The organism is Streptomyces sp. NPDC013457, from assembly GCF_043089925.1.
Lineage (GTDB): Bacteria > Actinomycetota > Actinomycetes > Streptomycetales > Streptomycetaceae > Streptomyces.
This window is the reverse complement of the sequence record NZ_JBICBL010000001.1, coordinates 595,933-620,123: the sequence shown is the minus strand read 5'-3', so window position 1 is coordinate 620,123 and position 24,191 is coordinate 595,933. Positions and strand designations below refer to the sequence as shown.

The 24,191-nt window shown below is 72.3% G+C and carries 24 protein-coding genes; 13 read left to right on the top strand and 11 right to left on the bottom strand.

The features are described 5' to 3' along the window. Positions 1 to 2 precede the first annotated feature (2 nt). From ACF1G2_RS02720 to ACF1G2_RS02700, 5 genes are all read left to right on the top strand, one after another. Positions 3 to 1,511, top strand: coding sequence for a beta-N-acetylhexosaminidase (locus ACF1G2_RS02720; protein ID WP_391796489.1), 1,509 nt, complete (start codon positions 3 to 5; stop codon positions 1,509 to 1,511). After that, positions 1,508 to 2,932, top strand: a complete 1,425-nt coding sequence (locus ACF1G2_RS02715; protein ID WP_391796488.1) for a cellulose binding domain-containing protein — start codon at positions 1,508 to 1,510, stop codon at positions 2,930 to 2,932. Before ACF1G2_RS02720 ends, ACF1G2_RS02715 begins: the two co-directional genes overlap by 4 nt. Before the next feature lie 194 nt (positions 2,933 to 3,126). Next, positions 3,127 to 4,377 carry an extracellular solute-binding protein gene (locus ACF1G2_RS02710; RefSeq protein WP_391796487.1) on the top strand — a complete coding sequence of 417 codons (1,251 nt, stop codon included), beginning with the start codon at positions 3,127 to 3,129 and terminating at the stop codon, positions 4,375 to 4,377. Between the two features lie 183 nt (positions 4,378 to 4,560). After that, a complete protein-coding gene (locus tag ACF1G2_RS02705; RefSeq protein WP_391796486.1) occupies positions 4,561 to 5,427 on the top strand; it encodes a GNAT family N-acetyltransferase in 867 nt (288 codons plus the stop codon). Further along, complete coding sequence (locus tag ACF1G2_RS02700; RefSeq protein WP_391796485.1) at positions 5,424 to 6,302, top strand: lysophospholipid acyltransferase family protein; 879 nt, start codon at positions 5,424 to 5,426, stop codon at positions 6,300 to 6,302. The genes ACF1G2_RS02705 and ACF1G2_RS02700 overlap by 4 nt, the downstream gene beginning before the upstream one ends. Here the strand turns inward: ACF1G2_RS02700 and egtD are convergent. From egtD to egtA, 4 genes are read right to left on the bottom strand one after another with little or no spacing between them, the layout of a single operon-like run. Beyond that, positions 6,197 to 7,162, bottom strand: a complete 966-nt coding sequence (egtD, locus tag ACF1G2_RS02695; protein ID WP_391796484.1) for an L-histidine N(alpha)-methyltransferase — start codon at positions 7,160 to 7,162, stop codon at positions 6,197 to 6,199. The two genes, ACF1G2_RS02700 and egtD, sit on opposite strands and share 106 nt — an antisense overlap. Next, positions 7,159 to 7,911: an ergothioneine biosynthesis protein EgtC gene (egtC, locus tag ACF1G2_RS02690; RefSeq protein ID WP_391796483.1), complete on the bottom strand. Its 753-nt coding sequence runs from the start codon at positions 7,909 to 7,911 to the stop codon at positions 7,159 to 7,161. Before egtC ends, egtD begins: the two co-directional genes overlap by 4 nt. After that, complete coding sequence (gene egtB, locus ACF1G2_RS02685) at positions 7,911 to 9,227, bottom strand: ergothioneine biosynthesis protein EgtB (protein WP_391796482.1); 1,317 nt, start codon at positions 9,225 to 9,227, stop codon at positions 7,911 to 7,913. The genes egtC and egtB overlap by 1 nt, the downstream gene beginning before the upstream one ends. Beyond that, positions 9,227 to 10,483 (bottom strand): ergothioneine biosynthesis glutamate--cysteine ligase EgtA, encoded by a 1,257-nt coding sequence (gene egtA / locus ACF1G2_RS02680; protein WP_391796481.1) that lies wholly within the window; start codon positions 10,481 to 10,483, stop codon positions 9,227 to 9,229. The genes egtB and egtA overlap by 1 nt, the downstream gene beginning before the upstream one ends. A 133-nt stretch (positions 10,484 to 10,616) precedes the next feature. Between egtA and ACF1G2_RS02675 the strand changes: the two genes are divergently transcribed. After that, the gene (locus ACF1G2_RS02675; RefSeq protein WP_391796480.1) at positions 10,617 to 11,441 is read left to right on the top strand and encodes a TIGR02452 family protein; all 825 of its coding nucleotides are present in this window, start codon (positions 10,617 to 10,619) and stop codon (positions 11,439 to 11,441) included. 117 nt (positions 11,442 to 11,558) lie between these two features. Continuing rightward, positions 11,559 to 11,723, top strand: coding sequence for a hypothetical protein (locus tag ACF1G2_RS02670; protein ID WP_352189670.1), 165 nt, complete (start codon positions 11,559 to 11,561; stop codon positions 11,721 to 11,723). A gap of 141 nt (positions 11,724 to 11,864) precedes the next feature. On the opposite strand, the gene ACF1G2_RS02665 is transcribed toward ACF1G2_RS02670, so the two are convergent. The 5 genes from ACF1G2_RS02665 to ACF1G2_RS02645 all read right to left on the bottom strand — a co-directional run bounded on the left by ACF1G2_RS02665 (position 11,865) and on the right by ACF1G2_RS02645 (position 16,151). Continuing rightward, a complete protein-coding gene (locus tag ACF1G2_RS02665) occupies positions 11,865 to 12,143 on the bottom strand; it encodes a GlsB/YeaQ/YmgE family stress response membrane protein (protein ID WP_352189669.1) in 279 nt (92 codons plus the stop codon). A 202-nt stretch (positions 12,144 to 12,345) separates the two neighbouring features. Next, complete coding sequence (locus ACF1G2_RS02660; protein ID WP_391796479.1) at positions 12,346 to 13,764, bottom strand: flotillin family protein; 1,419 nt, start codon at positions 13,762 to 13,764, stop codon at positions 12,346 to 12,348. Between the two features lie 81 nt (positions 13,765 to 13,845). After that, the gene (locus ACF1G2_RS02655; protein WP_391796478.1) at positions 13,846 to 14,064 is read right to left on the bottom strand and encodes a hypothetical protein; all 219 of its coding nucleotides are present in this window, start codon (positions 14,062 to 14,064) and stop codon (positions 13,846 to 13,848) included. 14 nt (positions 14,065 to 14,078) lie between these two features. Continuing rightward, a complete protein-coding gene (locus ACF1G2_RS02650) occupies positions 14,079 to 14,786 on the bottom strand; it encodes an alpha/beta fold hydrolase (RefSeq protein ID WP_391796477.1) in 708 nt (235 codons plus the stop codon). Between the two features lie 15 nt (positions 14,787 to 14,801). Then, positions 14,802 to 16,151 carry an MFS transporter gene (locus ACF1G2_RS02645; protein ID WP_391796476.1) on the bottom strand — a complete coding sequence of 450 codons (1,350 nt, stop codon included), beginning with the start codon at positions 16,149 to 16,151 and terminating at the stop codon, positions 14,802 to 14,804. Between the two features lie 78 nt (positions 16,152 to 16,229). Between ACF1G2_RS02645 and ACF1G2_RS02640 the strand changes: the two genes are divergently transcribed. From ACF1G2_RS02640 to ACF1G2_RS02630, 3 genes are all read left to right on the top strand, one after another. After that, on the top strand, positions 16,230 to 17,252 hold the full coding sequence (locus ACF1G2_RS02640) for a LacI family DNA-binding transcriptional regulator (protein WP_391796475.1): 1,023 nt from the start codon (positions 16,230 to 16,232) through the stop codon (positions 17,250 to 17,252). 74 nt (positions 17,253 to 17,326) lie between these two features. Continuing rightward, positions 17,327 to 17,596: a hypothetical protein gene (locus ACF1G2_RS02635; RefSeq protein WP_391796474.1), complete on the top strand. Its 270-nt coding sequence runs from the start codon at positions 17,327 to 17,329 to the stop codon at positions 17,594 to 17,596. 210 nt (positions 17,597 to 17,806) lie between these two features. Then, positions 17,807 to 18,994, top strand: coding sequence for a thiolase family protein (locus ACF1G2_RS02630; protein ID WP_391796473.1), 1,188 nt, complete (start codon positions 17,807 to 17,809; stop codon positions 18,992 to 18,994). Positions 18,995 to 19,082: 88 nt separating this feature from the next. Here ACF1G2_RS02630 and trxA read toward each other — a convergent pair whose 3' ends face one another. Next, positions 19,083 to 19,457, bottom strand: coding sequence for a thioredoxin (gene trxA / locus ACF1G2_RS02625; protein ID WP_391796472.1), 375 nt, complete (start codon positions 19,455 to 19,457; stop codon positions 19,083 to 19,085). A 187-nt stretch (positions 19,458 to 19,644) separates the two neighbouring features. Between trxA and ACF1G2_RS02620 the strand changes: the two genes are divergently transcribed. Next, on the top strand, positions 19,645 to 21,096 hold the full coding sequence (locus tag ACF1G2_RS02620; RefSeq protein WP_391796471.1) for a dihydrolipoyl dehydrogenase family protein: 1,452 nt from the start codon (positions 19,645 to 19,647) through the stop codon (positions 21,094 to 21,096). Beyond that, positions 21,093 to 21,974, top strand: coding sequence for a 3'-5' exonuclease (locus ACF1G2_RS02615; protein WP_391796470.1), 882 nt, complete (start codon positions 21,093 to 21,095; stop codon positions 21,972 to 21,974). Before ACF1G2_RS02620 ends, ACF1G2_RS02615 begins: the two co-directional genes overlap by 4 nt. A 35-nt stretch (positions 21,975 to 22,009) precedes the next feature. Here ACF1G2_RS02615 and ACF1G2_RS02610 read toward each other — a convergent pair whose 3' ends face one another. Beyond that, the gene (locus tag ACF1G2_RS02610) at positions 22,010 to 22,624 is read right to left on the bottom strand and encodes a TetR/AcrR family transcriptional regulator (protein ID WP_391796469.1); all 615 of its coding nucleotides are present in this window, start codon (positions 22,622 to 22,624) and stop codon (positions 22,010 to 22,012) included. Between the two features lie 139 nt (positions 22,625 to 22,763). Here ACF1G2_RS02610 and ACF1G2_RS02605 point away from each other — a divergent pair, with 139 nt between their 5' ends. Next, on the top strand, positions 22,764 to 24,161 hold the full coding sequence (locus ACF1G2_RS02605) for a purine-cytosine permease family protein (RefSeq protein ID WP_391796468.1): 1,398 nt from the start codon (positions 22,764 to 22,766) through the stop codon (positions 24,159 to 24,161). Positions 24,162 to 24,191: the final 30 nt, after the last annotated feature.

Genomic DNA, 24,191 nt, shown 5'->3' with positions numbered 1-24,191 from the left:
CCATGCGCCTGCCCCCACTCGTTCCGCAGCCCACCCAACTCCACCAGCTGTCCGGCAGGTTCACCTTCGACCGCGCCACCGCGCTCAAGGTCGCCCCCGGCGCCGAAGGTGCCGCCCGGCTGCTGCGTACCCTCCTGGGCCCCGCCACCGGTCTGCCCCTGCCCGAACGGTCCGACGGCACCGTCGTCCTCGCCCTCGACCCCGCCCTCACCGGACTCGGCGACGAGGGGTACGGCCTGACGGTCGGCGCCGAAGGCGTGCTGATGCGCGCCGCCCGCCCCCAGGGTCTCGTCGCCGGCGTCCAGACCCTCCGTCAACTCCTTCCCGTGCAGGCCCTGTACGACGGTCCCTCGCCCGGCGTCGCCTGGTCCGTCCCCTGTGTGCAGATCACCGACACACCCCGGTTCCCCTGGCGCGGCGCCATGCTCGATGTCGCCCGCACCTTCCGGCCCGTCTCCTTCCTCCACCGGTACGTCGACCTCCTCGCCCTCCACAAACTCAACGTCCTCCACCTCCACCTCACCGACGACCAGGGCTGGCGCATGCCCGTCACGTCCCGCCCCCGTCTCACCGAGGTCGGCGGCCATCCGCACGGCGGCGCCTACACCCGTACCGAGCTCACCGCGCTGGTCCGGCACGCCGCCGAGCGCGGCGTGACCGTCGTCCCCGAGATCGAGATGCCCGGCCATGTCAGGGCCGCGCTCGCCGCCTACCCCGCGCTCGGCAACCGGCCGGACCGTGCCCTCGACGTCTGGGACCGCTGGGGGGTGTGCGACACGGTCCTGGGCGTCCACGACGAGGTCCTGGACTTCTGCCGCGACGTCCTCGACGAGGTGATGGACGTCTTCCCCTCGCCGTACGTCCACGTCGGGGGAGAGGAGTGCCCGACCACCGAATGGCACGCCTCGCCCGCCGCGCGCCGGCGCGCCGCCGAGGAGGGGCTCGACGGGCCCGCCGCCCTGCACGGCTGGTTCATGGAGCGGATCGGCGGCCATCTCCTCGACGCCGGCCGCCGGCCCCTCGGCTGGACCGAGACCGGCGCCGACCTCCCCCCGTACTTCACCGTCATGCCCTGGCGCGACACCGCACACGGCCGCACCGCCGCCCGCCGTGGCCACCGGGTCGTCATGGCGCCGCACCGCACCACCTACCTCGACTATCCGCAGTCGGCACGCTCCGACGAGCCCCCGGGTCAGCCCGGCGCCGTCGTCGATCTGCGCGCCGTCCACGGCACCGACCCGGCGCCCGGCCACTGGAGCGCCGAGGAGACCGCCCAGGTGCTCGGAGCCCAGGCCCAGTTGTGGACCGAGTACGTGCCCACCGCCGCACACGCCGAGTACCTGACCTTCCCCCGGCTCTGCGCCCTCGCGGAGGTCGCCTGGGCCGGCCGCGGCGACTGGAACGCCTTCCTGGCGCGGCTGCGCCACCACAGGACCCGGCTCGACGCCCTCGGGGTGCCGCGCCGCCTTTCCCCCGCCCCCGTCACCCCCTCAGGAGAGGAAACCCGATGAGTGAACCGAAGAGCACCAGGAACCTGCGGGTACGTGCCGCGCTCGCCGTCGCCGCCGTGACCGGCCTCGGCGCCACCGCCCTGACCGCCCTTCCGGCAGCCGCGGCAGGCGAGGCCGTCACCGTCCAGTACCGGCAGAGCGCCTCCGGAAGCGACCAGGCCGAGCCCTGGTTCAAGGTGGTCAACTCCGGTTCTTCGAGCGTCCCGTTGAGCCAGGTGAAGGTGCGGTACTACTTCAAGGCCGACGCGGGAGCCTCGTACACCTACGCCTGCTCCTGGGCGGTCAAGGGCTGCGCGAACCTCACCGGAACCTTCGGTACCCTCGCCAACCCCACCGCCACCGCCGACCGCTACCTGGAGGTCGGCTTCACCGCCGGCGCCGGCAGTCTCGCCCCCGGCGCGGACACCGGAGACATGCAGCTGCGCTTCCACCGCTCCAACTGGCAGCCGCTGAACCAGAGCGACGACTACTCGTTCGGTCCGTCGCAGACGGCCTACGCGAACTGGAGCAAGGTCACGGCCACCGTCGGCGGGGTCCAGGTCTGGGGCACGGCCCCCGCGGGCAACGAGCCCACCCCGACCCCGACCGACCCCACCACACCGCCGCCCACCGGCGGGGCCGCCCTCTTCGACGACTTCGACTACACCGGCCACACCGACCCCGCGGTCTCCGCCCACGGATGGAGCGTGCGGTCCAACTCCGGCGGACCGGGTGTGCCGGGCGCCACCTGGGCCGCCGAGAACGTGACCTTCGCCAAGGAGGGCACCAACTCGATCATGAACCTGCGGACCTCGACCGCCGGCACCGCAGAGTCGACCCGGCAGACCGAGATCCTCACCCGGGCGACGAAGTTCAAGAACGGCACGTACGCCGCACGGGTCCGCTTCTCCGACGCTCCGGTCTCCGGGCCGGACGGCGACCGCCTCGTCCAGACCTTCTTCACCATCAACGACCTCAAGGCGCCGATGGCCGACGACTACGCCGAGTACGACTTCGAGTACCTGCCCAACGGCGGCTGGGGCGAGCCCGCCAACATCCTCTACACCACCTCGTGGGAGACCTACCGGCCCGACCCCTGGGAGGCGGTCAACCAGCACTCCGAGGTGCGCGCGAGCTACGCCGGCTGGCACGACCTGGTCCTGACCATCGACGACAACACGATCGTCTACTACGTCGACGGCCAGGAGTTCGGCCGCCACGACGCCCGCTATCTGCCCGAGCGCCCCATGTCCATCAACTTCAACCAGTGGCTCATCGACCTCCAGGGCCAGACGTCGACCACACCCCGGTCCTACGACCAGAAGGTCGACTACGTCCTGCACGTGAAGGACCAGGTCCTGACCCCGGCGCAGGTGGCAGCCAAGGTGGCGGCCTACCGCACGGCGGGCACCGCCTTCGAGGACTCCGTACCGGCCGTCTGACGGTCCTGCCCGGGGCAACGGGCGGGCGTGCCCGTGCACGCCTGCCCGGAACCGGACAGCCCCGGGCTTGACCAGTCCGTTGGTCCAGACCAGAATCCAGGCCACGCACCCGCACGAACACGCCGTTCGGTCCCCCCACGACGGGTCAGCTCCCCATGCCGCACTCCATTCATGGAACGCAGAAGGTGACCTACGTGAAGAACCGCCACCTGGCCTGCCCCCTGGCAGCCGCGACCGCCCTCGCCCTCGCGGGCTGCGGGCTCCTCCCCGGCGACGAGGGCGGGACCCGAACGGTGAACGTCTGGCTGATGCGCGACAGCGCCAGCGAGGACTTCCTCAAACGCTTCGAGGCCGCGTACGAAGCGGAACACGACGGCGTCGAACTGGAATTCACCATCCAGGAATGGACGGGCATCGGGAAGAAGGTCACCGAGGCGATCCGGGGCGAGGGCGGCCCCGACGTCATCGAGGTGGGCAACACCCAGGTCGCCCAGTACGCCGACACCGACAAGCTCTACGACCTCACGCTGGAGTCCGTACGCGACCTCGGCAGCGAGGACTGGCTGCCCGGCCTCGCCGAACCCGGACGCATCGGCGGATCCCAGTACGGGATCCCCTGGTACGCCGCCAACCGGGTCGTGATCTACCACAAGGACCTCTTCGAGCAGGCCGGCATCACCAAGCCGCCCACCAGCCGGGCCCAGTGGCTCGACGACACCGAGAAGCTCAACAGCACCGGGTCCCAGGGCATCTACCTCGCGGGACAGGACTGGTACACCCTCGCCGGGTTCATCTGGGACGAGGGCGGCGAACTCGCCGAGGACAAGGGTGGCGAGTGGACCGGCTCCCTGGACAGCCCCGCAGCCCTGCGCGGCATGGAGTTCTACAAGGACCTCCAGTCCCTCGGCTCCGGCCCCAAGGACGCCGACGAACAGACGCCGCCCCAGGCCGAGGTCTTCGCCCGGGGTGACGTCGCCCAGATCATCGCCACCCCCAGCGTCGTCGCCGCCATCACCAAGGCCGACCCCGGACTCGCGGACAAGCTCGGCTTCTTCCCGATACCCGGCAAGAAGGCCGGACAGCCCTGCGCGGTCTTCACCGGCGGCTCCGACCTGATCGTGCCGGAGAACGCGCCCGAGCGGAACGCCGCCATCGAGGTCGTCAAGGCGCTCGCCGGCGAGAAGTGGCAGACGGAGCTCGCCCGTGCCATGAACAACGTCCCCAACAAGGCCTCCCTCGCGTCCGTCGTCCAGGGCCAGGAGGCCACCGCCGTCATGGCCCGAGCGGCCGCCCGGGGCCGCGCCACACCGAACTCCCCGCAGTGGGCCGACGTCGAGGCTGCCAACCCGATCAAGCCCTACATGACGGCCGTCCTCCAGGGCGAGAACCCCGAGAAGGCCGCCCGGGCCGCCTCCGAGAAGATCACCCAGACCCTCGGCGAATAGCCCGGCCCGACCGAAGAACCAGGCCACGCGGGGTCCACCGACCAGCATTCAGCACCTACACACCCGCGAGCCCCCGAACGGTCATGTCGAATCCAGTCGGCCACGGAAGAAGTAAGGAGCCGGACCACCGCTCACCCGGTCCGGCCCCCACCGTCCCCCTTCCGTACGCCGGAGGAGCCCGACATGCCCGCACCCTCGCCCGTAGCCGCTGTCGCACCCGCCGTCCCCGTCCCCGCCGGTGTCACCCTCACGACCGCCCCCCTCACCGGGGTCCCGGCGCAGCCGCAGCCACTGGCTGCCGACCGCGCCACCGAGGAGCAGCCGCGCTACGTCGTCTGCCTCGCCCGTGACCAGGACGACGTCCGCGCCGCGCAGCGGCTCCGCCACCAGGTCTTCGCCGGCGAGATGGGCGCCCACCTCGACGGACCCGAGCCGGGCCTCGACATCGACGCCTTCGACGCCTACTGCGACCACCTGCTCGTACGCGAGGAGGCCACCGGCGACGTCGTCGGCACCTACCGCGTACTGCCGCCCGACCGCGCCCGCATCGTCGGACGCCTCTACTCCGAGAGCGAGTTCGACCTCGGCCGCCTCGGCCCCATCCGCGACGACCTCGTCGAGGTCGGCCGCTCCTGCGTCCACCCCGCCCACCGCAACGGCGCCGTCATCGCCCTCATCTGGGCCGGACTCGCCCGCTACATGACCCGGACCGGCCACAACTGGCTCGCCGGGTGCTGCTCGATACCGCTGGCCGACGGCGGCACGCTCGCCGCCGCCACCTGGGACACCGTCAAGGCCAAGCACCTCGCCCCCGAGGAGTACTGGGTCACCCCGCACAAGCTCTGGACCCCCGACGGCGTCACCCGCCCCGAGGGCCGCGTCGAACTCCCGCCCCTGCTCCGCGGCTATCTCCGGCTCGGCGCCTGGGTCTGCGGTGCGCCCGCGCACGACGTCGACTTCGGGGTCGCCGACCTCTACGTCCTGCTGTCGCTGCGCAACACCAACCCCCGCTACCTCCGCCACTTCCTCTCCCTCGCCCCGGCGCAGTGACCACCGCCGGCCCCGTCTCCCCCTGGCTGCCGACGGCGCCGTGCGCGCCCGGCGACTGCGCCCGGCACGCCGGCCCGTCGGCCGGGCCGGTCCTGGCGGCGCTCCGGCTGACCACGGGCGTCACCGCCGTCCTCGCCGGGGTGCTGCTCGCACCGCTGGCGGTGCTGCTGCCCGCCCGCGGCCGGCGGGCGCTCGTCCGCCGGTGGTGCCGGCTGGTGATCCTGGCCTTCGGCGTCCGTATGAAGGTCACCGGCGCCCCCGTGCCCGCGGACGGGCCGCTGCTGGTCGTCGCCAACCACATCTCGTGGCTGGACATCCCGCTCGTCGCCGCCGTCCTGCCCGGGCGCATGCTCGCGAAGCGGGAGGTCAGGTCCTGGCCGTTGCTCGGCCCGCTGGCGGCGCGCGGCGGCACCCTCTTCATCGACCGCGACCGGCTGAGAGCCCTGCCCGAGACCGTGCGCACGATGGCCGGGGCGATGGCGGGCGGCGGGCGGGTGGTCGTCTTCCCGGAGGGGTCGACCTGGTGCGGCCGGGGCGGCGGCGCCTTCCGGCACGCCGCCTTCCAGGCCGCCCTGGACGCCTCCGCGCCGGTCCAGCCGGTACGGCTGGAGTACCGGCCCGTCGGTCCCGCCGCCTTCGTGGGAGAGGATCCGCTGGCCGCCTCCCTCTGGCGGATCGCGAAGGCCCGCGGCATCACCGCGGAGATTCGGATACTGGATCCGATATCCGGCATCCAGTATCCGAACCGTCGCGAACTCGCCCGGGCGGCTCAGAGAGCCGTCGCCAGCGACAGCGCGAACCGCCCCTCCCTGTCCGTCCACCAGCGGGTCAGCTCGAGGTCGGCCTCGGCCAGCTCCGCCCGCACACCCGCCTGACGGAACTTCGCCGACACCTCCGTCCGGATCTCCTCGCCCTTCTCGAACGGCACCACCAGATCGAGCTCCGGGATCTTCACCGTCAGCGCGTGCCGCGCCCGCAGCCGCATCTCGATCCACTCCCGGTCCCGGTCCCAGACCGCCACATGGTCGAAGTCCTCCGGCCGGACGTCCGCGTCCAGCTCACGGGCGATCACGGCCAGCACGTTCTTGTTGAACTCCGCCGTCACCCCCTCCGCGTCGTCGTACGCCGCGACCAGCGTCGCCTCGTCCTTCACCAGATCCGTACCGAGCAGCAGCGCGTCGCCCGGCGCCAGCATCGCCCGTACCGAGCGCAGGAACACCGCGCGCTCGGCGGGCAGCAGATTGCCGATCGTGCCCCCGAGGAATGCCACCAGGCGCGGCCCGGGAGTTCCCGGCAGCGCGAGCCCCCGGGTGAAATCGGCGACCAGGGCGTGGATGTGGAGACCGGGACGCTCCTCGAGCAGCGCCTCGGCCGCCCCCTTCAGCGCCGACTCGCTCACGTCCACCGGCACATAGCTGTCCAGCTCCGGCAGGAGCGCGTCGATCAGGAAGCGGGTCTTCTCCGAGGAGCCGGAACCCAGCTCGACCAGCGTCCGAGCCCCCGTCGCCGCCGCGATCTCATGGGCCCGGTCGATCAGGATCTCCCGCTCGGCACGGGTGGGGTAGTACTCGGAGAGCCGGGTGATGTCCTCGAACAGTTCGCTGCCGCGCGCGTCGTAGAACCACTTCGGCGGCAGTTCCTTCGGCATGCGGGTCAGACCGTGGAGCACGTCGGCGCGCAGATCGGCCTCCGTGGCGTCCTCGGGAAGGGTACGGGTCAGCTGGAAGGGGCTCACGAGGACGGCTCCTTGAGCGAGGTGAGGGTGACATCGGTACGGGTGGCGGTCAGCAGCGTGCGGTCCGGCACCTCGTGCCAGCGGGGATCGTCGTCGTACGGTTCGGAGGCCACGACCACGCGGTCGGGACGTCTGAGGTGCCACAGGGAGTTCCCCCAGCTCGTCGCGGTGATCTCCGTACCGTCGGTGAGCAGCAGGTTGAGCCGGGACCCGGGGGCGGCCTCGGCGACCTCCCGTACGGTGTCGGCGAGCGCCTGCACCGGCGCGTCACCGGCCCGGAGCCGGTGCAGTACGAGGGCCCACACCAGCGCCGAGTCCGTACGGGCCTCCAGCGCGAGCAGCTCCGCGGCCGACAGCGAGGCGGCCGGGCCGGTCAGCGACCCCGGCCAGCCCTCGACGGCGCCGTTGTGGCTGAAGAGCCAGGGCCCGGCCGCGAACGGGGACGCCGCGGCCTCCCCGTCCGCGCCCGGCCGGGTGGCGCCCCGGACCGCCGCGAGCAGCGCGCCCGTGCGCACCACCCGCCCGAGATCGGCCAGGGTGAGGTCGCCCCAGACGGGCGCGGCGCGACGGTAGCGGGCCGGCACCGGGTCGCCGTCGGCGTACCAGCCGACGCCGAACCCGTCCGCGTTCACCACACCGCTCGTCTGCATACGCGGCTGCCAGGCCTGCCGCTCCAGCGAGAAGGGCGGCCGCAGCAGCAGCTCGCCGAGCGGCAGCGGGTCGCCGACGAAGGCGAGATGGCGGCACATCAGGAGAGCTCCGCATCCCGCGCGGTCCGGAACCCGGAGAAGATCTGGCGGCGCACCGGGAGGTCCCAGTTACGGAACGTGCCCCGGCAGGCCACCTTGTCCACCGCGAACGACCCGCCGCGCAGCACCTTGTGCGCGGGACCGAAGAACACCTCCGAGTACTCCTTGTACGGGAAGGCGGTGAACCCCGGATACGGCAGGAAGTCGCTCGACGTCCACTCCCACACATCCCCGATCAACTGCCGCACTCCGAGCGGCGAGGCGCCCTCGGGGTAGCTGCCGGCCGGGGCGGGCCGCAGGTGCCGCTGACCGAGATTGGCGTGGCCGGGCTCGGGGTCGGCGTCGCCCCAGGGGTAACGGCGCGAGCGCCCCGTCGCCGGATCGTGCCGGGCCGCCTTCTCCCACTCGGCCTCCGTGGGCAGTCGGCGCCCGGCCCAGCGGGCGTAGGCGTCCGCCTCGTACCAGCTGACGTGCACCACCGGTTCGTCCTCGGGCACCGGCTCCGTCACGCCGAAGCGGCGGCGCAGCCACTGTCCGCCGTCACGCCGCCAGAACAACGGCGCGCCGATGTCGTGCCTGCGGATCTGCTCCCAGCCCTCCGCGTGCCACCAGCGCTCGTCGGTGTAGCCGCCGTCCGCCAGGAACGCCATGTAGGCGCCGTTGGTGACCGGCACGGTGTCGACGAAGAACGCGGGGACGACCCGGGTGTGCGCCGGGCGCTCGTTGTCCAGGGCCCAGGCCTCGTCCGAGGTGCCCATCGTGAACGCGCCGCCGGGAACCAGTACTTCGGCCGGAAGGAGGCCGATGTCCGTGACGGGCGGCGGGGGTGCGCTGAGCGCCTGCGGTCCCTTCCGCAGTTGATGGGTGATCAGCATCGTCTCGTCGTGCTGCTGTTCGTGCTGGGCGATCATCCCGAAGGCGAACGCCGCCTCCACCAGCGGCCGCCCCTCCAGCGGTGTGCGCTCCAGGATGTCCAGGACCCGGCTCCGGACGTCCGAGGCGTACGTACGGGCCTCGGCGGGCGCCAGCAGCGGAAGGGTGGGACGGGACGCGCGGGGGTGCTCGAAGGCGTCGTAGATCGAGTCGATCTCCGGGCGCAGCGCGTCACGCCCGGCCACCGTCCGCCAGAGCCACTGCTCCTCCTGGTTGCCGATATGGGCCAGGTCCCACACCAGCGGGGACATCAACGGTGAGTGCTGAGCGGTGAGTTCGTCATCCTCGACGCAGGAGGTGAGCAGCGCGGTGCGGGCCCGCGCGGTCGTGAGCGCGTCCAGCGCCCGCCGCCGCAGCACCGTCGGCTCGTCGGTCACGGTCATCACGCCACCTCCTGGTGCTCGTCGGCGGGACAGCTGCCGGTCCGTACATGGCGCTCGTGGAAGTCGGCCACCGCCTGCCGGACCGCCTCGCTCGCCCCGATCCGGGGCAGCGCCTCGAGGGCCGCGGGGAACGCGACCAGCGCGGCCGCGTGAAGGTCGGGGTCGGTGAGCCCGTCCCGCGCCGCCGCCAGCCAGAGCTCGTTGCGCGGAGCGGTCAGCGAACCAGCACGCTCGGCAAGGGGTTTGACGGCCCGGTAGACCGTCTCGGCCGCCTCCGCGTCGTCGAAGAGCGCCGTGGTCACGGCGACCGGCACGATCCAGCCGTCCGGTCCGGATTGGGCGTCGATCATCCGCAGCTCCAGATGCCCGCGTGGCCGCACCGGCGGGAAGAGGGTCGTCAGGTGATAGTGCAGATCGTCCTCGTCGGCAGGCCGGGGGCGCCCGGTGCGCAGCCACTCCCTGAACGTCAGCGCCTCCGGAACGTCCCAGGGCGTCTCCGCGCCGCGTACGCACATCACCGGGGTGTCCAGCACATGTGCCGCCCAGGCGGCACGCGGCTCGCCGTCCGGCGGCGGGGCGAGCGCCCGCGCCGGGTCGAGATCCGCCCACAGGGCCTGCCGGGTGGACCGCCAGCCGGTCCGGCGCCCGCCGTGGACGGGGGAGTTGGCGAACGCCGCCACCAGTACCGCGCCCAGCAGATGCGCCATCTGCCAGCGGCGGTGGTAACCGAGCGGCCCCGGCTCCTCGTGACCCGCGTCCAGGCAGACCTGCACGGACGCCGAGTCCCGCATCATGGCCCGGCCGGCGGGACCCGTACGGTCGAGAACGGTCTCCATCGCGTCGTAACGGGGCTCACGCAGGATCCGCTCGCGCGGCGCGTTCCAGGGATCCACGCCGTACCCGTTGAGGGAGAGCCCGAGAGGGGAGAGGGCGTCGCGCACCGCGCGCAGGTCGGCCGAAAGGGTGTCGACGCAGCTCATGAGGGATCCGGCGGGCGGCGAGCTGAGCTCCAGCTGTCCACCGGGTTCGAAGGTGATGGCCGAGGCCAGGGGCAGGGACCGTACGGTGTCGACGGCCGCGGCCAGTCGTTCGGGCGGGACGGGAAGCCGCGGATCCCGCAGCTCGTGGACGAGCCATTCCACTTCCACCCCGACCGTGCGGGGCGGACCCGTCTTGAAGCAGATACATCGGAGCAGGTCCTCGGCCTCGTCCACGCTGAGGCCCTGATCGCCCTGCGGTATGCCGCTCGACGACATGTCGTCTCCTCCTTCTCCGTCAGGCACTGATTCCACCTAAAGCCACCACCGACGGGCGTGCAAGAGCGCCTCACCGGCCCCCCGGTGAATATCCCGTTGCTCAGGGTCAACGGAATCGATCAAGCTTGCGTTCATGAGCGCACGACTGCGGGGGATCGCGAAGCAGACCGAGGAGATCGTCGAGGCGGGCCGTTACCGAGCCCCCGGCGGCCGGGCGGTCTCCATCGAGGAGGCGCTGCGCGCCGCGCTCGCGGGCACGACGCTGTACGGCCCCGAGGCCGTGCCCGTCACGCCGGACACGGACCGCTCCACCTCCGTCGAGGTCACCGACGAGAGCAGTCTCGTCGCCGCCCGGCGCCTGACCGGGGCCGATCCGGCCACGCCGGTGGCCGTCCTGAACTTCGCCTCCGCCCGTAACCCCGGTGGGGGATACCTGAACGGCGCGCAGGCCCAGGAAGAGGCCCTCTGCCGGGCCTCCGCCCTCTACACGACGCTCCTGCGCGCCCCCGAGTACTACACGCACCACCGGGCCGAGCGGGACGCCTTCTACACGGACCGGGTGATCCACTCGCCCGGTGTCCCCGTCTTCCGCGACGACCGCGGCGGACTGCTCGACGAGCCCTTCACGGTCGGTTTCCTCACGTCGCCCGCCCCCAACGCGGGCGTGATCCGCCGGCAGACGCCCGCGCTCGCCGACCGTGTCCCGGCCGCCCTCGCCGCCCGCGCGGAACGGGTCCTGGAGACGGCCGTGGCGGCCGGATACCGGCGGCTCGTCCTCGGCGCCTGGGGCTGCGGGGTCTTCCAGAACGACCCGGCCGAGGTCGCGGGCGCGTTCCGGGTACTGCTCATGGACGGCGGCCGGTTCGCCGGCCACTTCGAGGAGATCGTCTTCGCGATCCTCGACCGTGCGGCCGCCCGGACGACGCTCGGCGCGTTCCAGCGCGTCGTCACCGGCTGACCCGCCGCCCGATCTCCCCGGAAATCCGGCGACGCGCCCCTGACATGCGGCGCCCGTACGCCCGTGCGAGGCTGAAGACGGCCCCAGCGTCCGAGTTCCGGTACAGGAGGCACGATCGTGGGCAAGAAACAGACCCGGGTGAACCGCGGTGCCCGTACGGGCGGCCACGAGCACAGGACCGAGGCGACGTCGAAGGAACAGACTCCGGCCGTACGGGAGACCCCGCGCCCGATCATCGAGCAGGTCTCCCACAAGAAGGAACGGAAGTTCGGTCACAACTGACCGTTCCGAACGGACTTGCGTGCCCGGTGGGTGACAGCGGCGCACACGCGACAGACGGGGCACGCGACGGGCGGGGCACCCCACTGGGGTGCCCCGCCCGTCGCGTGGGCCCGGCACGCCGTCTCCCCGACCCGCGGGAGGTCAGGCGTGCCGGTGGGAGCGCCGGTTCCCGGTGAAGAGGCGGTACAGCGCCAGCAGGATGAGGGACCCCACGATCGCGGCGACCCAGGTGGAGAGGTCGAAGAAGCCGTCGATCGAGTCGACGCCGAATATGACCTTGCCGAGCCATCCGCCGAGCAGGCCGCCCGCGATACCGATGAGCATGGTGATGATGATGCCGCCCGGGTCCTTGCCCGGCATCAGGGCCTTCGCGATGAGACCGGCGAGCAGTCCGATGAGGATCCAAGCGATGATGCCCATGATGCGTCTCCTACCTTGCGTGATAAGAACGGTGTCAGACAGTCGTCTTTACCCGTTCGGCCCGTCCAAACACGGGGACCCCGGTACGGCACCCGGGGAGGGGAGGGGAGACGAGCGGAGCGGCATCGCGGCGCCGTGAACGGCACGGCCGGGGCCCGGCGCCGCACCGGCGCCGGGCCCCGACTGTCCCGCTCCCGTACGGCTACCCCCGGTCGTCGCCGACCGGGATCGCCTCCGTCCGGGGAGCGGGCGCGGTCGCGCCGTTCACCGAGGGCGCCGTGGCCGTCTGGGCGCCCGGATTCATCGTCGAGAGCAGCTGACGGGCAAGACCCAGACCCGTCCCGCCCATGGTCAGCGCCTTGGCGAACATCTCCGCCATGCCGTCGGCGCCGTTCAGCAGGACCATCTGGTCCACATTGCCGAAGGCCGACGCGCCGGCCTCGACGATCTCCGGCCACCTCTCGGCCAGCTGCTGCGCGACCACGGCCTCCTGGTTCTCGGCCAGCGCCGCGGCCCTCGCCTTGATCGACTCGGCCTCCGCGAGACCCTTGGCGCGCGTCGCCTCGGCGACGGCCAGACCCCTGGCGTGCTGGGCGGCGGCCTCCGCCTCACCGGTGAGCCGGGTCGCGGTGGCCTTGGCCGCGCTCGCCAGCTCGGTCTCCTTCGCCTCCGCCTGCGCCGCCGAGATCCGGGCGTCGCGCTCGGCCTCGGCCAGCGTCCGCGTCTCGTACGCCATGGCGTCGGCGGGCTTGCGGACCTCCGCCTGGAGCTGCTGCTCCTTGCGGTGCCCCTCCAGCTCGGCGACCCGGGTCTCCTGGACGACGACCTCCTGGCGCGCCCCCGCCTCGGCCAGCGGACCGGCCTGCCGGGCCTTCGCCGACGCCTGGTCCCGCTCGGCCTGATAGCCGGCCTGCAGGATCTCGCTGTCCCTGGTGGCCTCCGACATCCGGGCCGCGGCCTGCTGCTCGGCCTCGGTGGCCCGCCGGTTGGCCTCCGCCTGCGCGATCCGGGCGTCGCGCTGAACGGCCGCCGCGTGCGGCGCGGCCAGGTTCTTGATGTACCCGGTCGGGTCCTCGATCTCGTGGATCTGCAGCGAGTCCACGATCAGACCGAGCTTCTCCATCTCCGTGCCACAGGCCGAACGGGCCTGCCCGGTCAGCTTCTCGCGGTCACGGATCATGTCCTCCACCGTCAACCCGCCGACGATGGCGCGGAGATGACCGGCGAAGACGATGTGCACCCGCTCCGACATCAGCTTCTGCTGGTCGAGGAAGCGGCGGGCGGCGTTGGCGATCGACACGAAGTCGTCGCCCACCTTGAAGATCACCACACCACGGACCTTGAGCGGAATGCCCTGGTGGGTGACGCACTCCACCTGCAACTGGGTCTCGTTGAGGTCGAGCGACAGCTTCCGTACGGCCTGGACGCCGGGCATCACGAGCGTGCCGCGCCCGGTGACGATCCGGAAGCCCATGCCCTCGCCGAGCCCCTCCATCTTGTGGTTGGAGCCGGAGATGATCAGCGCCTCGTTCGGTTCCGCGACGCGCCACATGAGTTTGAACAGTGCGATGAGGACGAGGACGGCGACGACAGCGCCGCCCGCCAGGATGCCGATTCCCATGGGCAGCTCCCCCTTCACCGGAGCCGTGCGGATCCGGTGAAGGGAGTGTGCGCCTCGCCGGACGGGCGCTCAATGGATCGGTCAGCCTTCGTACGCGGCTGTGACGTAGACGGTGCGTGGAGGGAGATGTTCCACGACCATCACGACCGTACCGAGACCGATCCGTTCCGTGGCGTCGGCCGCGTACGCGAGGAAGTGCTCGGCTCCGCCCCGGATCCGGACGATCACCTCGCCGACGAGTCCCGGCCCGACGGTGCCGGTGACCCGGCCGACCATGCCCACCATCGAGAGCTCGTCCATGACCACACGGTACGTCAGATCCAACCCTTCAAGGCGGTCATGAACCCGTCGAAGTCGTCGCGGTGGATCGTGTGTCCCGCGCCGACGACCGTACGGAGTTCGAAACCGCGCCCGGAGAGCATCCGGGCGTCGTCCGCGGTCACGAGCAGGCTCGGGTCGGCGAGGGCGACCAGCGAGGGCACGGCAGGTCTCGTGGGCCACATGTCCCGGCCGGCGAGGGTCACGAGACTCTGCGCCGTGCGCTCGTCCCACAGCCCGACGGTGTCGATCTCGATGTCGAGATCCTCCTCCGCCCAGCGGGGGTTGAAGACCCTGATGTGCTCGCGGGTGAGCCGCTTGGCATGGGCGAAGAGCTCCGCCCTGGTGCTCGCGTCCCCGGCCGGCAGATGCCAGGCCGGATCGACGTACACCGCTCGACGCGGGGCCAGGCGCTCCACCGCGGTGGCGAGGGCCAGCGCTCCGAGTGAATGCCCGATCGCCAACTCGGCTCCCACGGACAGGGTTTCGACGAGATCGTCGGCGTAGCTCTCCGGCGTGTACTCCTCCGGCCCGGCGGCCCGGCCGCTGGCGCCGTGCCCCCGCAGATCCACCGCCACCACCCGGTAGCCCTGCTCGGCCAGGGCCGGTCCGACCCGCCGCCAGGTGCGGTGGTCGGACATGATGCCGTGGATCAGCAGGGCGACCCGGTCGCCGGATCCCCAGGTTGTGGTGTGCAGGCGCACGTCGTCCCCTCTCGGTCAGCGCACGGTACGGATCGGGCGCACGGCGAGTGCCCCGAGGACCGACAGTACGGCGGCGATCACGAAGAGGGCCGTGTACCCGCCGCTGAGGGAGACGATGAGCGAGGCCACGAACGGGGCGACGATCTGCGGCCCGGCGTTCGCCACGTTGAGCACGCCCATGTCGCGGGCCGCGTCCTCCGCCTTCGGCAGCACCATGGTGACCAGGGCGGTGTCCACGGCCATGTAGCAGCCGAAGCCGAGGCCGTTGACGACGGAGAAGACGAGCATCGCGCTCCAGCTCGTCGAGACGGCCGGTATGACGAGCGCGACGGCGGCCAGCGCGGCCGAGGCGCCGACGAACAGCTTGCGGCGGTCGTAGCGGTCCGAGAACCAGCCGCCCAGGACGGTGGAGACCACCATGGCGACGGAGTTGACCGGCATCAGGATGGCCACCGCCTCCTCCGGGGTGAGCCCGCCCGGCAGCTCGGTGTGGTCCTTGAGGATGTACAGCTGGAAGCCGGCGACCGCGAAGTAGCCGAGGACGAGCAGCGCGCGCCCGATGAACGCCCAGCGGAAGTCGTGGTGCCTCAGCGCGCTGCCGAAGGCGGCGATCTGCTGCTTCACGGGCAGGGGGGCCTTGGCAGGCATCCGCCGCTCGGGGGCGCAGGTGGTGAACAGGACGGCGGTGGCCGCCACGATCACGCCGAAGACCAGGTAGCCGGTGCGGTAGTTCTCCGAGAAGGCGGCGCCGATGAGCGCGCCGACGGTGGACCCGATGGGCATGCCGAGCCCGACGGCGGCCGAGGCCTTGCCACGTGCGGCGAAGGGCACCCGGTCGGGCACGACCGAGGTGATCGCCGCCTGGTAGATGTTCATGACGGCCTGGCCCAGACACCAGGCGATCGTCACGAGCAGGATCGTGTCCACGCCGCCCAGCAGGAACATCACCGGTATCGCGAGCAGTCCGCCCGCCAGGATCCACGGGTTGCGCCGGCCCGAGCGGTCGGACAGTGCGCCGGCGACCGGGTTGAACACCGTCGCGAAGATCGCGGAGACACCCGAGACCAGGCCGAAGTTGGCGACCTTGTTCGCGGGGTCGATGTCCTCGATCTGCAGGGCGAGCAGCAGGCCGGGGACGCCGATGTAGAGCGCGTACATCGCCGTGTTCCCGGCGAGGAGGAGGGACAGCAGACCGCGGGTGGGCCGGGGGTCCGCGGGGGAGCCGGCTGCGGCGGGGGTTTCGGGTCCGGTGCCGGCGTCGGCTCCGGTGTCGGAGGAGGAAAGGGCCAGGGTGCCCTCCTGGTGAAGATCGCCCGATGCGGGGCGAGGAGCGGATGTGCGAGTGGTGACACGTGTCAGTGACACGCGTCAGCATTGTGTAGCACCCGAATCCGGCCATCCGGAAGACCCTGGCCCGGATCGGTCTGGAAAGATGCCGGAGCGATGACCAAGTCACCCGAACAGTCCGCCGAACGTCCTGTCCCGACCAGCGCCGATGTGGCGCGGCTCGCGGGAGTGTCCAGAGCGACCGTCTCGTACGTCCTGAACAACACCGCCGCCGTACGGATCAGTGAGCCGACCCGGCAGCGGGTGCGCGAGGCGGCGGAGGAGCTGGGATACGTCCCGCACGCCGCGGCGCGCAGCCTGCGTGCCGGTCACAGCCGGATGGTGCTGCTGCCCACCGCCCACGTGCCGATCGGCCCCCTCTACAGCCGGTTCTTCAACGAGCTGCAGTGGGCCCTGCGGCGCCTCGACTACACCGTCGTGCAGTACGGCAGCCTCGGCCTCGAAGGCGACGAGGCCGCGCGCGCCTGGGCGGAGCTCCGTCCGGTCGCCGTGGTCTCGCTCGGTGAGGTCCAGCTCTCCCCGCACGGCGTCGAGATCCTGAAGCGGTCCGGGGCGAAGGCCGTCATCACCGTCGGCCCGCACCGGGTCGACGGCGCGCACGCCCTCGTCATGGACCAGGGCCGGGTGGGGCGGGTCGCCGTCGAGCACCTCCTGGAGCGCGGCCGGCGCCGGATCGGCGTGGTGATCCCCGAGGAGCCGGGGCTCGAGATGTTCTCCGGGCCACGGCTCGAAGGTGCCCGGCAGGCGGTGGCGGGGACGGAGGCCACCGTCGTACCGCTGCCGCTGCGGTACGAGGAGGAGTCGGCGAACGGGCTCGCCGGACGCTGGCGAGAGCTGGGCCTCGACGCGGTGTTCGCGTACAACGACGAGTACGCGATGCTGCTGATGCGGGCCCTGCAGGACGCGGGGATCTCCGTCCCGGACGAGACGGCGGTCGTCGGCTCGGACGACCTGCTGCTCGGGCGGCTGCTGCGGCCACGGCTGACGACGGTGCAGATCGACATGGTGATCGGCCGGCACCTCGCCGAACTCGTCGACAGTACTGTCCGCGCCCCCGACAGCACGCCCATGGCGCAGGAGCTGATGGCCTCGCGGGTCGTCGCCCGCGAGTCGAGCTGAGCGCCTCCGTCGGGCGGTGGGTGGCAGGCGCCGAGCAGCGGGCGCCGGGCGGCGATGCGGCTTAGCGTCGAAGCATGAGCACAGTTCCGCGGCGCTTCGAGATCCTGCTCGTCGCCGAGCACGTGGAGGACCGGGGCGGCGCGTCCGTGGAGGACAGTGCGGTCCGGACCGCGGTGGTGGAGGTGACGGGCCACACGGGCTCGTCGGGCTACCCGCGCTACGAGGGTCACGGCATGGCCGCCGACATCGACCCGGAGACCCGCACGGTCGAGGCGCTGCTCGTCGACGGCCGTGAGCTCGACTACGGCCTGACGGCGCTGGTCAGGGTCCCGACGGGGTCCTGAGCGGTGGCGGTGTCGTATCGGTTCACACACCACGTACGGGACGTCCGGCACCGTTGACAGAAGCCTCCGCCGGGCGGAGACTCGGCGCGCACGTCAACGAAGGAAAATTCACCAGGCGAACGAAGCCCGGCGGGCACGCGCACGGCGCACACGCACACGCACGCGGCACGCGCGCGACCGCCCGCCCGAGGGTCACGTGGGAGAGAACCGATGAGCATCCGCGACGTCTACATCGTCGACGCCGTCCGCACCCCGATCGGCAAGTTCGGAGGCGCGCTCTCCTCCGTACGCCCCGACGACCTCGCCGCCCATGTCGTCGCGTCGCTCGTGAACCGGTCGCCCGACCTCGACCCGGCCAGGATCGACGACGTCTACTTCGGCGACGCCAACGGCGCGGGCGAGGACAACCGTGACGTGGCCCGGATGGCCGTCCTGCTCGCCGGGCTCCCCACCTCCGTGCCCGGTGTCACCGTCAACCGGCTCTGCGGCTCCGGTCTTGAGGCGGTGATCCAGGCCGCGCGCGCGATCGCGGTGGGCGACGCCTCCGTGGCCGTCGCGGGCGGCGTCGAGTCGATGTCCCGCGCCCCCTGGGTCCTGCAGAAGCCCGAGCGCGCCTTCCCGGCCGGCCATCAGCAGCTCCACTCCACGACGCTGGGCTGGCGGATGACCAATCCGAGGATGCCCGCGGAGTGGACCGTCGGCCTCGGCGAGGGCGCGGAGCTGATCGCCGACAAGCACGCCCTCACCCGCGAGCAGCAGGACGCGTTCGCCCTGGCCAGCCATCAGAAGGCGGCCGAGGCGTGGGCGAAGGGGCTGTACGACGGCGAGGTCGTGCCCTACGAGGGCGTGGAACTCGACCGGGACGAGTGCATCCGCGACACCACGTCCCTGGAGGCGCTCGCCAAGCTGAAGCCGTCCTTCCGCCGCGAGGGCGGGACGGTCACGGCGGGCAACGCCTCACCGCTCAACGACGGTGCCGCCGCGCTGCTCCTGGTCGACGAGGAGGGGCTGCGGGAGACCGGCCGCGAGCCGCTCGCCCGGATCCGCGCCTCGGCCGTCACCGGCATCGAGCCGCAGCTCTTCGGGCTCGGGCCCGTGGAGGCGGTGCGGCGCGCGCTCGGGAAGGCGGACCGGTCCTTCGCCGACCTGACCACGTTCGAGCTCAACGAGGCCTTCGCCGCCCAGTCCCTCGGCTGCCTCGCCGAGTGGCCGGATCTCGATCCCGCCGTCGTCAACCCGCGCGGCGGTGCCATCGCGATCGGGCACCCGCTCGGCGCCTCCGGCGCACGGCTCGCGGGCGCGGTGGCGCACCAGCTGGCGGCGGCGGGCTCGGGTACCGGACTCGCTGCCCTGTGCATCGGCGTCGGCCAGGGTCTCGCGCTGGTTCTGGAGCGCTGACCCCCGAGGGCCCCACGCGGACCCGCGGCGCGAGCCCACGCACGCGGGGGCGGTACGGGATCTCCCGTACCGCCCCCGCGGCGCGCCGTTACTGCTGCTGCTGTTGCTGGGCGTCCTCGATCGACTTGCGCACCTGGTCCATGTCCAGCTTGCGCGCCTGACCGATCACGTCCTCCAGGGCCGCCTCCGGCAGCGCGCCGGGCTGGGCGAACACGGCCACGTTGTCGCGGACGATCATCAGCGTCGGGATCGATTGGATCTCGAAGGCGGCCGCCAGCTCCTGCTGCGCCTCGGTGTCCACCTTGGCGAAGACCAGGTCCTCGTGGCGCTCGGACGCCGCCTCGAAGACCGGTGCGAACTGCCGGCACGGACCACACCAGGAAGCCCAGAAGTCGATCAGAACGAATTCGTTGTCGCTCACGATCTGGTCGAAGTTGTCCTTGGTGAGCTCAACAGTGCTCATGTTTTCTGCCTCTCCGGGTCTCCTGGCGGGTGTCCTCACGGTCCCCTGGGGACTCGACCCGCACAACGGCGTATCGAGTCGCGCTATTCCACGCGGTTCCGCTCCTGTGCACGGCCCTCGTCGCGGGCGTGCAGGGCCGCACCTTCCCCTGTGGCCACGGCGCACACCTGCCAGCAGACTGGGGCTCATGACACATGAGGTGGAGCAGGAGTACGACGTGGTGGTCCTGGGCGCGGGACCCGTGGGCGAGAACGTGGTGGACCGGGTCGGGGCCGCCGGTCTGAGCGTGGCGGTGGTGGAGAGCGAACTGGTCGGCGGCGAGTGCTCGTACTGGGCCTGCATGCCGAGCAAGACCCTTCTGCGCCCGGCCATCGCCCGCTCGGACGCCCGTAAGGTCCCCGGCCTCCGGCAGCTGGTGCAGGGGCCGCTCGACGCGGCGGCGGTCCTGGCCCACCGCGACTACTACGTCTCCGACTGGAAGGACGACGGCGCCGTCGGCTGGCTGGAGTCCACCGGAGCCCGCCTCTACCGCGGCCACGGCCGTCTCGCCGGCCCCCGGAAGGTCGTCGTGGAAGGCCCCGAGGGCGATCGCCATCTCCTCTCGGCCCGTCACGCCGTCGCCGTCTGCACCGGCAGCCGCGCGGCGCTGCCGGAGCTGCCCGGCCTGACCGGGGCCCGGCCCTGGACGAGTCGCGAGGCGACCAGCTCACACACCGTTCCCGGCCACCTGATCGTGGTCGGCGGGGGAGTGGTCGCGGCGGAGATGGCCACCGCCTGGCAGGCGCTCGGCTCGCGGGTGACCGTCCTGGTGCGGGGCAAGGGGCTGCTGCCGCGCATGGAGTCCTTCGTCGGCGAGCACGTCGCGGACGCGCTGACCGAGGGCGGCGCCGATGTCCGCACCGGCGTCTCCGTGGCCGCCGTGGTACGCGACGGAGGCACCGGCCCGGTCACCGTCGTCCTGGAGGGCGGCGACCGGATCGAGGGCGACGAGGTCCTGTTCGCGACGGGCCGGAGCCCGCGCACCGACGACATCGGTCTGGAGACCGTCGGCCTGGAGCCCGGCTCGTGGCTCTCGGTGGACGACAGCCTCCGGGTCGAGGGAAGCGACTGGCTGTACGCCGTCGGCGACGTCAACCGGCGGGCCCTGATGACCCATCAGGGCAAGTACCAGGCGCGGATCGCCGGTGCGGCCATCGCCGCGCGCGCCGCCGACGGCGCCTCCGTGACGGCCACCCCCTGGGGCGCGCACGCGGCCACCGCCGACCACGCGGCCGTACCCCAGGTCGTGTTCACCGACCCCGAGGCCGCGGCGGTCGGCCTCTCCCTCGCCGAGGCCGAGAACGCCGGTCACCGGGTCCGCGCGGTCGACCTCGACCTCACCTCCGTGGCGGGTGCCGGTCTGTACGCCGACGGCTACCGCGGCCACGCCCGGATGGTCGTCGACCTGGAACGCGAGATCGTCCTCGGCGTCACCTTCGTCGGGCCCGGCATCGGAGAGCTGCTCCATTCGGCCACCGTCGCCGTCGCTGGAGAGGTGCCGATCGACCGCCTCTGGCACGCCGTTCCGGCGTATCCGACGCTGAGCGAGGCCTGGCTGCGGCTCCTCGAGGCGTACCGGGACGGCGCGACCACGGCATGAGTCCCGGCGCCCCCGACCTCACCAACGACTACGACGGCCGCTGCGCGGTCTGCGGGTCCGTCGTGCCGGCGGGGACGGGGGTGCTGCGGCACGGCCACGGCCCCAAGGACGGCTGGGAGGTCTTCCACCCGGGGCACGTGCCCGAGGACGGACCGCCGGCCCGGCAGGACCTGCCGGGCTGGCACCGCCGCCGCCTCATGGCGGTGGACATCGTGACCACCGGATACCGGGGGGCCGTGGACCGGATCCTCGCCGCGTCGGTGCGGACGAGCGACGACGCGGACAACGGAGATTGGATCATGGATCCTGGATCCAATCTCCCGTATCCGGACGGCGGCGCGGGACTCGGCACCGCCGTCGAGCACGCCCGCGCCGAAGGCGCCCCCGCTCCCCGCGCGCTCGACGAGCTCGCGACCGTCCTCGCCGGTCACCTGGCCGCGAACGAGGTGCTGGTCGTCTGGTTCGCCCCCCACGTCCTGACCACCCTCCACGCCGAGCTCCGGCGCCATGACCTGGCCCCCCTCACCGCACGGCTCCCGCACGGAGTGGCCCCCGTCTGCGACCCGCTCGTCCTGGACCGCCACGCCGACCGCTACCGCCCCGGCAGCCGCTCCCTGCGGGCCGTCACCGCGTGGTACGGCGTCCCGCATGCCCGCCCCGGAGACGCGGCCTCCGACGCCGAGGCGTCCCTCGCCCTCGCCCGGCTGATCGCGGACTCCTATCCCGCTGTCGCCAAGCTGTCCCGCCCCGCACTCCACGCCGAGCAGATCCGCTGGTACGCCGACCAGATGAAGCGCCACCCCGACGCCCTCGACTGGCCCTACAGCGCCGTCGAGCCGCTCCCCTGGGAGGACCCGCCGGCCGCCGGCGGCGCGTAGCCGCCGCTCACCCCCGCGGGATCAGCCGCGCGAGCTCAGCCCCGCGGGATCAGCCGCGCGGCCGCCGCCCGAGCCGCGTCGATCGCCGGGCGCGGGTCGGGGCCGTGCTCCTGGCCCAGCACCATGCGGGTGCTGAGACCATCGAGGAGTGCGAGGAGTTCGGAGGCGCGCTCGGTCACCTCGGCCGCGTCCATGGGCGCGAACCGGGCCTGCGTCACGCCCTTGGCGAGCAGGTCCTCCAGGTCCTCCTGCCAGCCCCGGTCCAGCTCCTGCTGCGCCTCGCGCAGCGTGTCGTTCCCCTGGGTGCGCGCCCAGAGTTCGATCCAGAGCATCCACCGGGGATCGCGCGGACCCTGCGGCAGATAGAGCCGCAGGAACAGGTCGAGCTTGCGCTCCGCCGTCAGCCGCCGGCCGAGCAGCGCCCGACGCTCCTCGGTGAGGGCCGACTCGCTCCAGCGCAGCGCGGCGAGCAGCAGCAGGTCCTTGCTGCCGAAGTAGTACAGGATGTGGCCGCCGCTGGTCCCCAGGCGCTCGGCCAGCGCCGACATGGTGAGCGCCGCGAGACCGTTCTCGGCGATGGCCGCCATGGCCTCTTCGAGCATCCGCTCCTGGGTGATGTGCCCGTCGCGCCGTCGTGCTGACCCTGCCACCCGTGCCTCTCCTCCCCGTGACCCCGCCAGGTCACGACTTTAACCGCAGGTCTCGGAGGTCTTGACGCGGCCGTCACCTCTCCCACATCTTGAATGCTGTTCTAAATTCTAGAACACCATTCAAAGTCTGGGAGTGGGCATGCTGCACCAGGAGAGAACGGCGGACGCCGGCCGGGACGAGGTCTTCCAGGTCGAGGGCCACGGCATCGACCCCATTCCGGACGCCGAGCGCCACGGCGGTGCCAAGGACCTGTTCTGGCTCTGGTTCGGCTCCAACCTCACCTTCACCTACGTGATCAACGGCGCCCTCGCCGTCGCCTTCGGCCTCTCCTTCTGGCAGGCCACCGCGGCCGTCGTCATCGGCGGCCTCTCGTTCTTCGCGATCAGCGCGGCCGGGCTCAGCGGCGTCCGCACCGGCACCGCCACCCTCGTGATCTCCCGCGCGGCCTTCGGGGTGCGCGGGAACTGGCCCGCCGGACTCCTCAACTGGGTCGTCAGCATCGGCTACACCATCGTCAACACGGTCGTCGGCACCCTCGCCCTCGAAGCCCTCCTCGCCGACCTCGGCTGGGCCACGGGCGGCCACACCGCACGCGCCGTCGCCCTGCTCGTGACGCTCGCCATGACCTTCGCCGTCGCCCTGTGGGGCCATGCCACGGTCCAGTTCGCCGAACGCTGGATGGCCCACGCCCTCGCGCTCGGGTTCGCCGCCCTGCTCGTCTTCGTGCTGCCCGGCGCCGACACCACCGCCCCGGCCGAAGGGCCCGGCGCCGCCGGATGGAGCCTCGCCTTCGTCGTCGTGCTCGCCGGCCCCATCTCGTACGTCCCGATGCCCGCCGACTACACCCGCTATCTGCCGCGCACCACCTCACTCAAGGCCCTCACCTGGAGCGGCGGGCTCGGCGGCTTCCTCTCCTCCGTCGCCCTCGGCGTCGCCGGCGTCGCCGCCGCGACCCAGGCCGACATGACCGACGCGGTCGCCGGGGCCGAAGGACTGCTCCCGAGCTGGTTCCAGCCGCTCTTCCTCGCCCTGATCCTCGGCGGCTCGGTCACCAACTCGATCATCACGCTCTACTCCTCCAGCCTGAACCTCCAGGTCCTCGGCATCCCCTGGAGCCGCTCGCGCGCCATCGTGATCAGCGCCGCAGTCACCGCCGTCGGCTCCCTGGGCGCCCTCTTCCTCACCGACTTCACCACCTCCCTGCTCGCCTTCCTCTCCCTCCTGATCATCGTCTTCGCCCCCTGGGGCGGGGTCTTCCTCGCCGACATGGTCCTGCGCCGCTGCACCTACGACTCCGACGCCCTGCACGCCGGCGAGCGCGGCGGCTACTGGTACCGCTCCGGATGGAGCCCCGCAGGAATGACCGCCCTGCTCGCCGGGATGGTCTTCGCCGCCCTCACCTGCGACTCCGCGCTCTGGACCGGCCCCCTCGTCGCCCCGCTCGGCGGCGCCGACCTCACCCTCCTCGGCGCCCTCGTCTCCGCGCTCGTGTACGTCCTCCTCGCGCGCCGCACCGCCACCCCCGTACAGCCGTGACACCTCCGTCAGGAACTGGAGTCCGCCCCT

What these genes read in the sequence shown, in the direction of transcription:
- ACF1G2_RS02720 (WP_391796489.1), top strand. Translation starts at nt 3, where the DNA reads ATGCGCCTGCCCCCACTCGTTCCGCAGCCCACCCAACTCCACCAGCTG.
- ACF1G2_RS02715 (WP_391796488.1), top strand. Translation starts at nt 1,508, where the DNA reads ATGAGTGAACCGAAGAGCACCAGGAACCTGCGGGTACGTGCCGCGCTC.
- ACF1G2_RS02705 (WP_391796486.1), top strand. Translation starts at nt 4,561, where the DNA reads ATGCCCGCACCCTCGCCCGTAGCCGCTGTCGCACCCGCCGTCCCCGTC.
- egtC (WP_391796483.1), bottom strand. Translation starts at nt 7,911, where the DNA reads ATGTGCCGCCATCTCGCCTTCGTCGGCGACCCGCTGCCGCTCGGCGAG.
- egtB (WP_391796482.1), bottom strand. Translation starts at nt 9,227, where the DNA reads ATGACCGTGACCGACGAGCCGACGGTGCTGCGGCGGCGGGCGCTGGAC.
- egtA (WP_391796481.1), bottom strand. Translation starts at nt 10,483, where the DNA reads ATGTCGTCGAGCGGCATACCGCAGGGCGATCAGGGCCTCAGCGTGGAC.
- ACF1G2_RS02675 (WP_391796480.1), top strand. Translation starts at nt 10,617, where the DNA reads ATGAGCGCACGACTGCGGGGGATCGCGAAGCAGACCGAGGAGATCGTC.
- ACF1G2_RS02665 (WP_352189669.1), bottom strand. Translation starts at nt 12,143, where the DNA reads ATGGGCATCATCGCTTGGATCCTCATCGGACTGCTCGCCGGTCTCATC.
- ACF1G2_RS02660 (WP_391796479.1), bottom strand. Translation starts at nt 13,764, where the DNA reads ATGGGAATCGGCATCCTGGCGGGCGGCGCTGTCGTCGCCGTCCTCGTC.
- ACF1G2_RS02655 (WP_391796478.1), bottom strand. Translation starts at nt 14,064, where the DNA reads ATGGACGAGCTCTCGATGGTGGGCATGGTCGGCCGGGTCACCGGCACC.
- ACF1G2_RS02640 (WP_391796475.1), top strand. Translation starts at nt 16,230, where the DNA reads ATGACCAAGTCACCCGAACAGTCCGCCGAACGTCCTGTCCCGACCAGC.
- ACF1G2_RS02635 (WP_391796474.1), top strand. Translation starts at nt 17,327, where the DNA reads ATGAGCACAGTTCCGCGGCGCTTCGAGATCCTGCTCGTCGCCGAGCAC.
- ACF1G2_RS02630 (WP_391796473.1), top strand. Translation starts at nt 17,807, where the DNA reads ATGAGCATCCGCGACGTCTACATCGTCGACGCCGTCCGCACCCCGATC.
- trxA (WP_391796472.1), bottom strand. Translation starts at nt 19,457, where the DNA reads ATGAGCACTGTTGAGCTCACCAAGGACAACTTCGACCAGATCGTGAGC.
- ACF1G2_RS02620 (WP_391796471.1), top strand. Translation starts at nt 19,645, where the DNA reads ATGACACATGAGGTGGAGCAGGAGTACGACGTGGTGGTCCTGGGCGCG.
- ACF1G2_RS02615 (WP_391796470.1), top strand. Translation starts at nt 21,093, where the DNA reads ATGAGTCCCGGCGCCCCCGACCTCACCAACGACTACGACGGCCGCTGC.
- ACF1G2_RS02605 (WP_391796468.1), top strand. Translation starts at nt 22,764, where the DNA reads ATGCTGCACCAGGAGAGAACGGCGGACGCCGGCCGGGACGAGGTCTTC.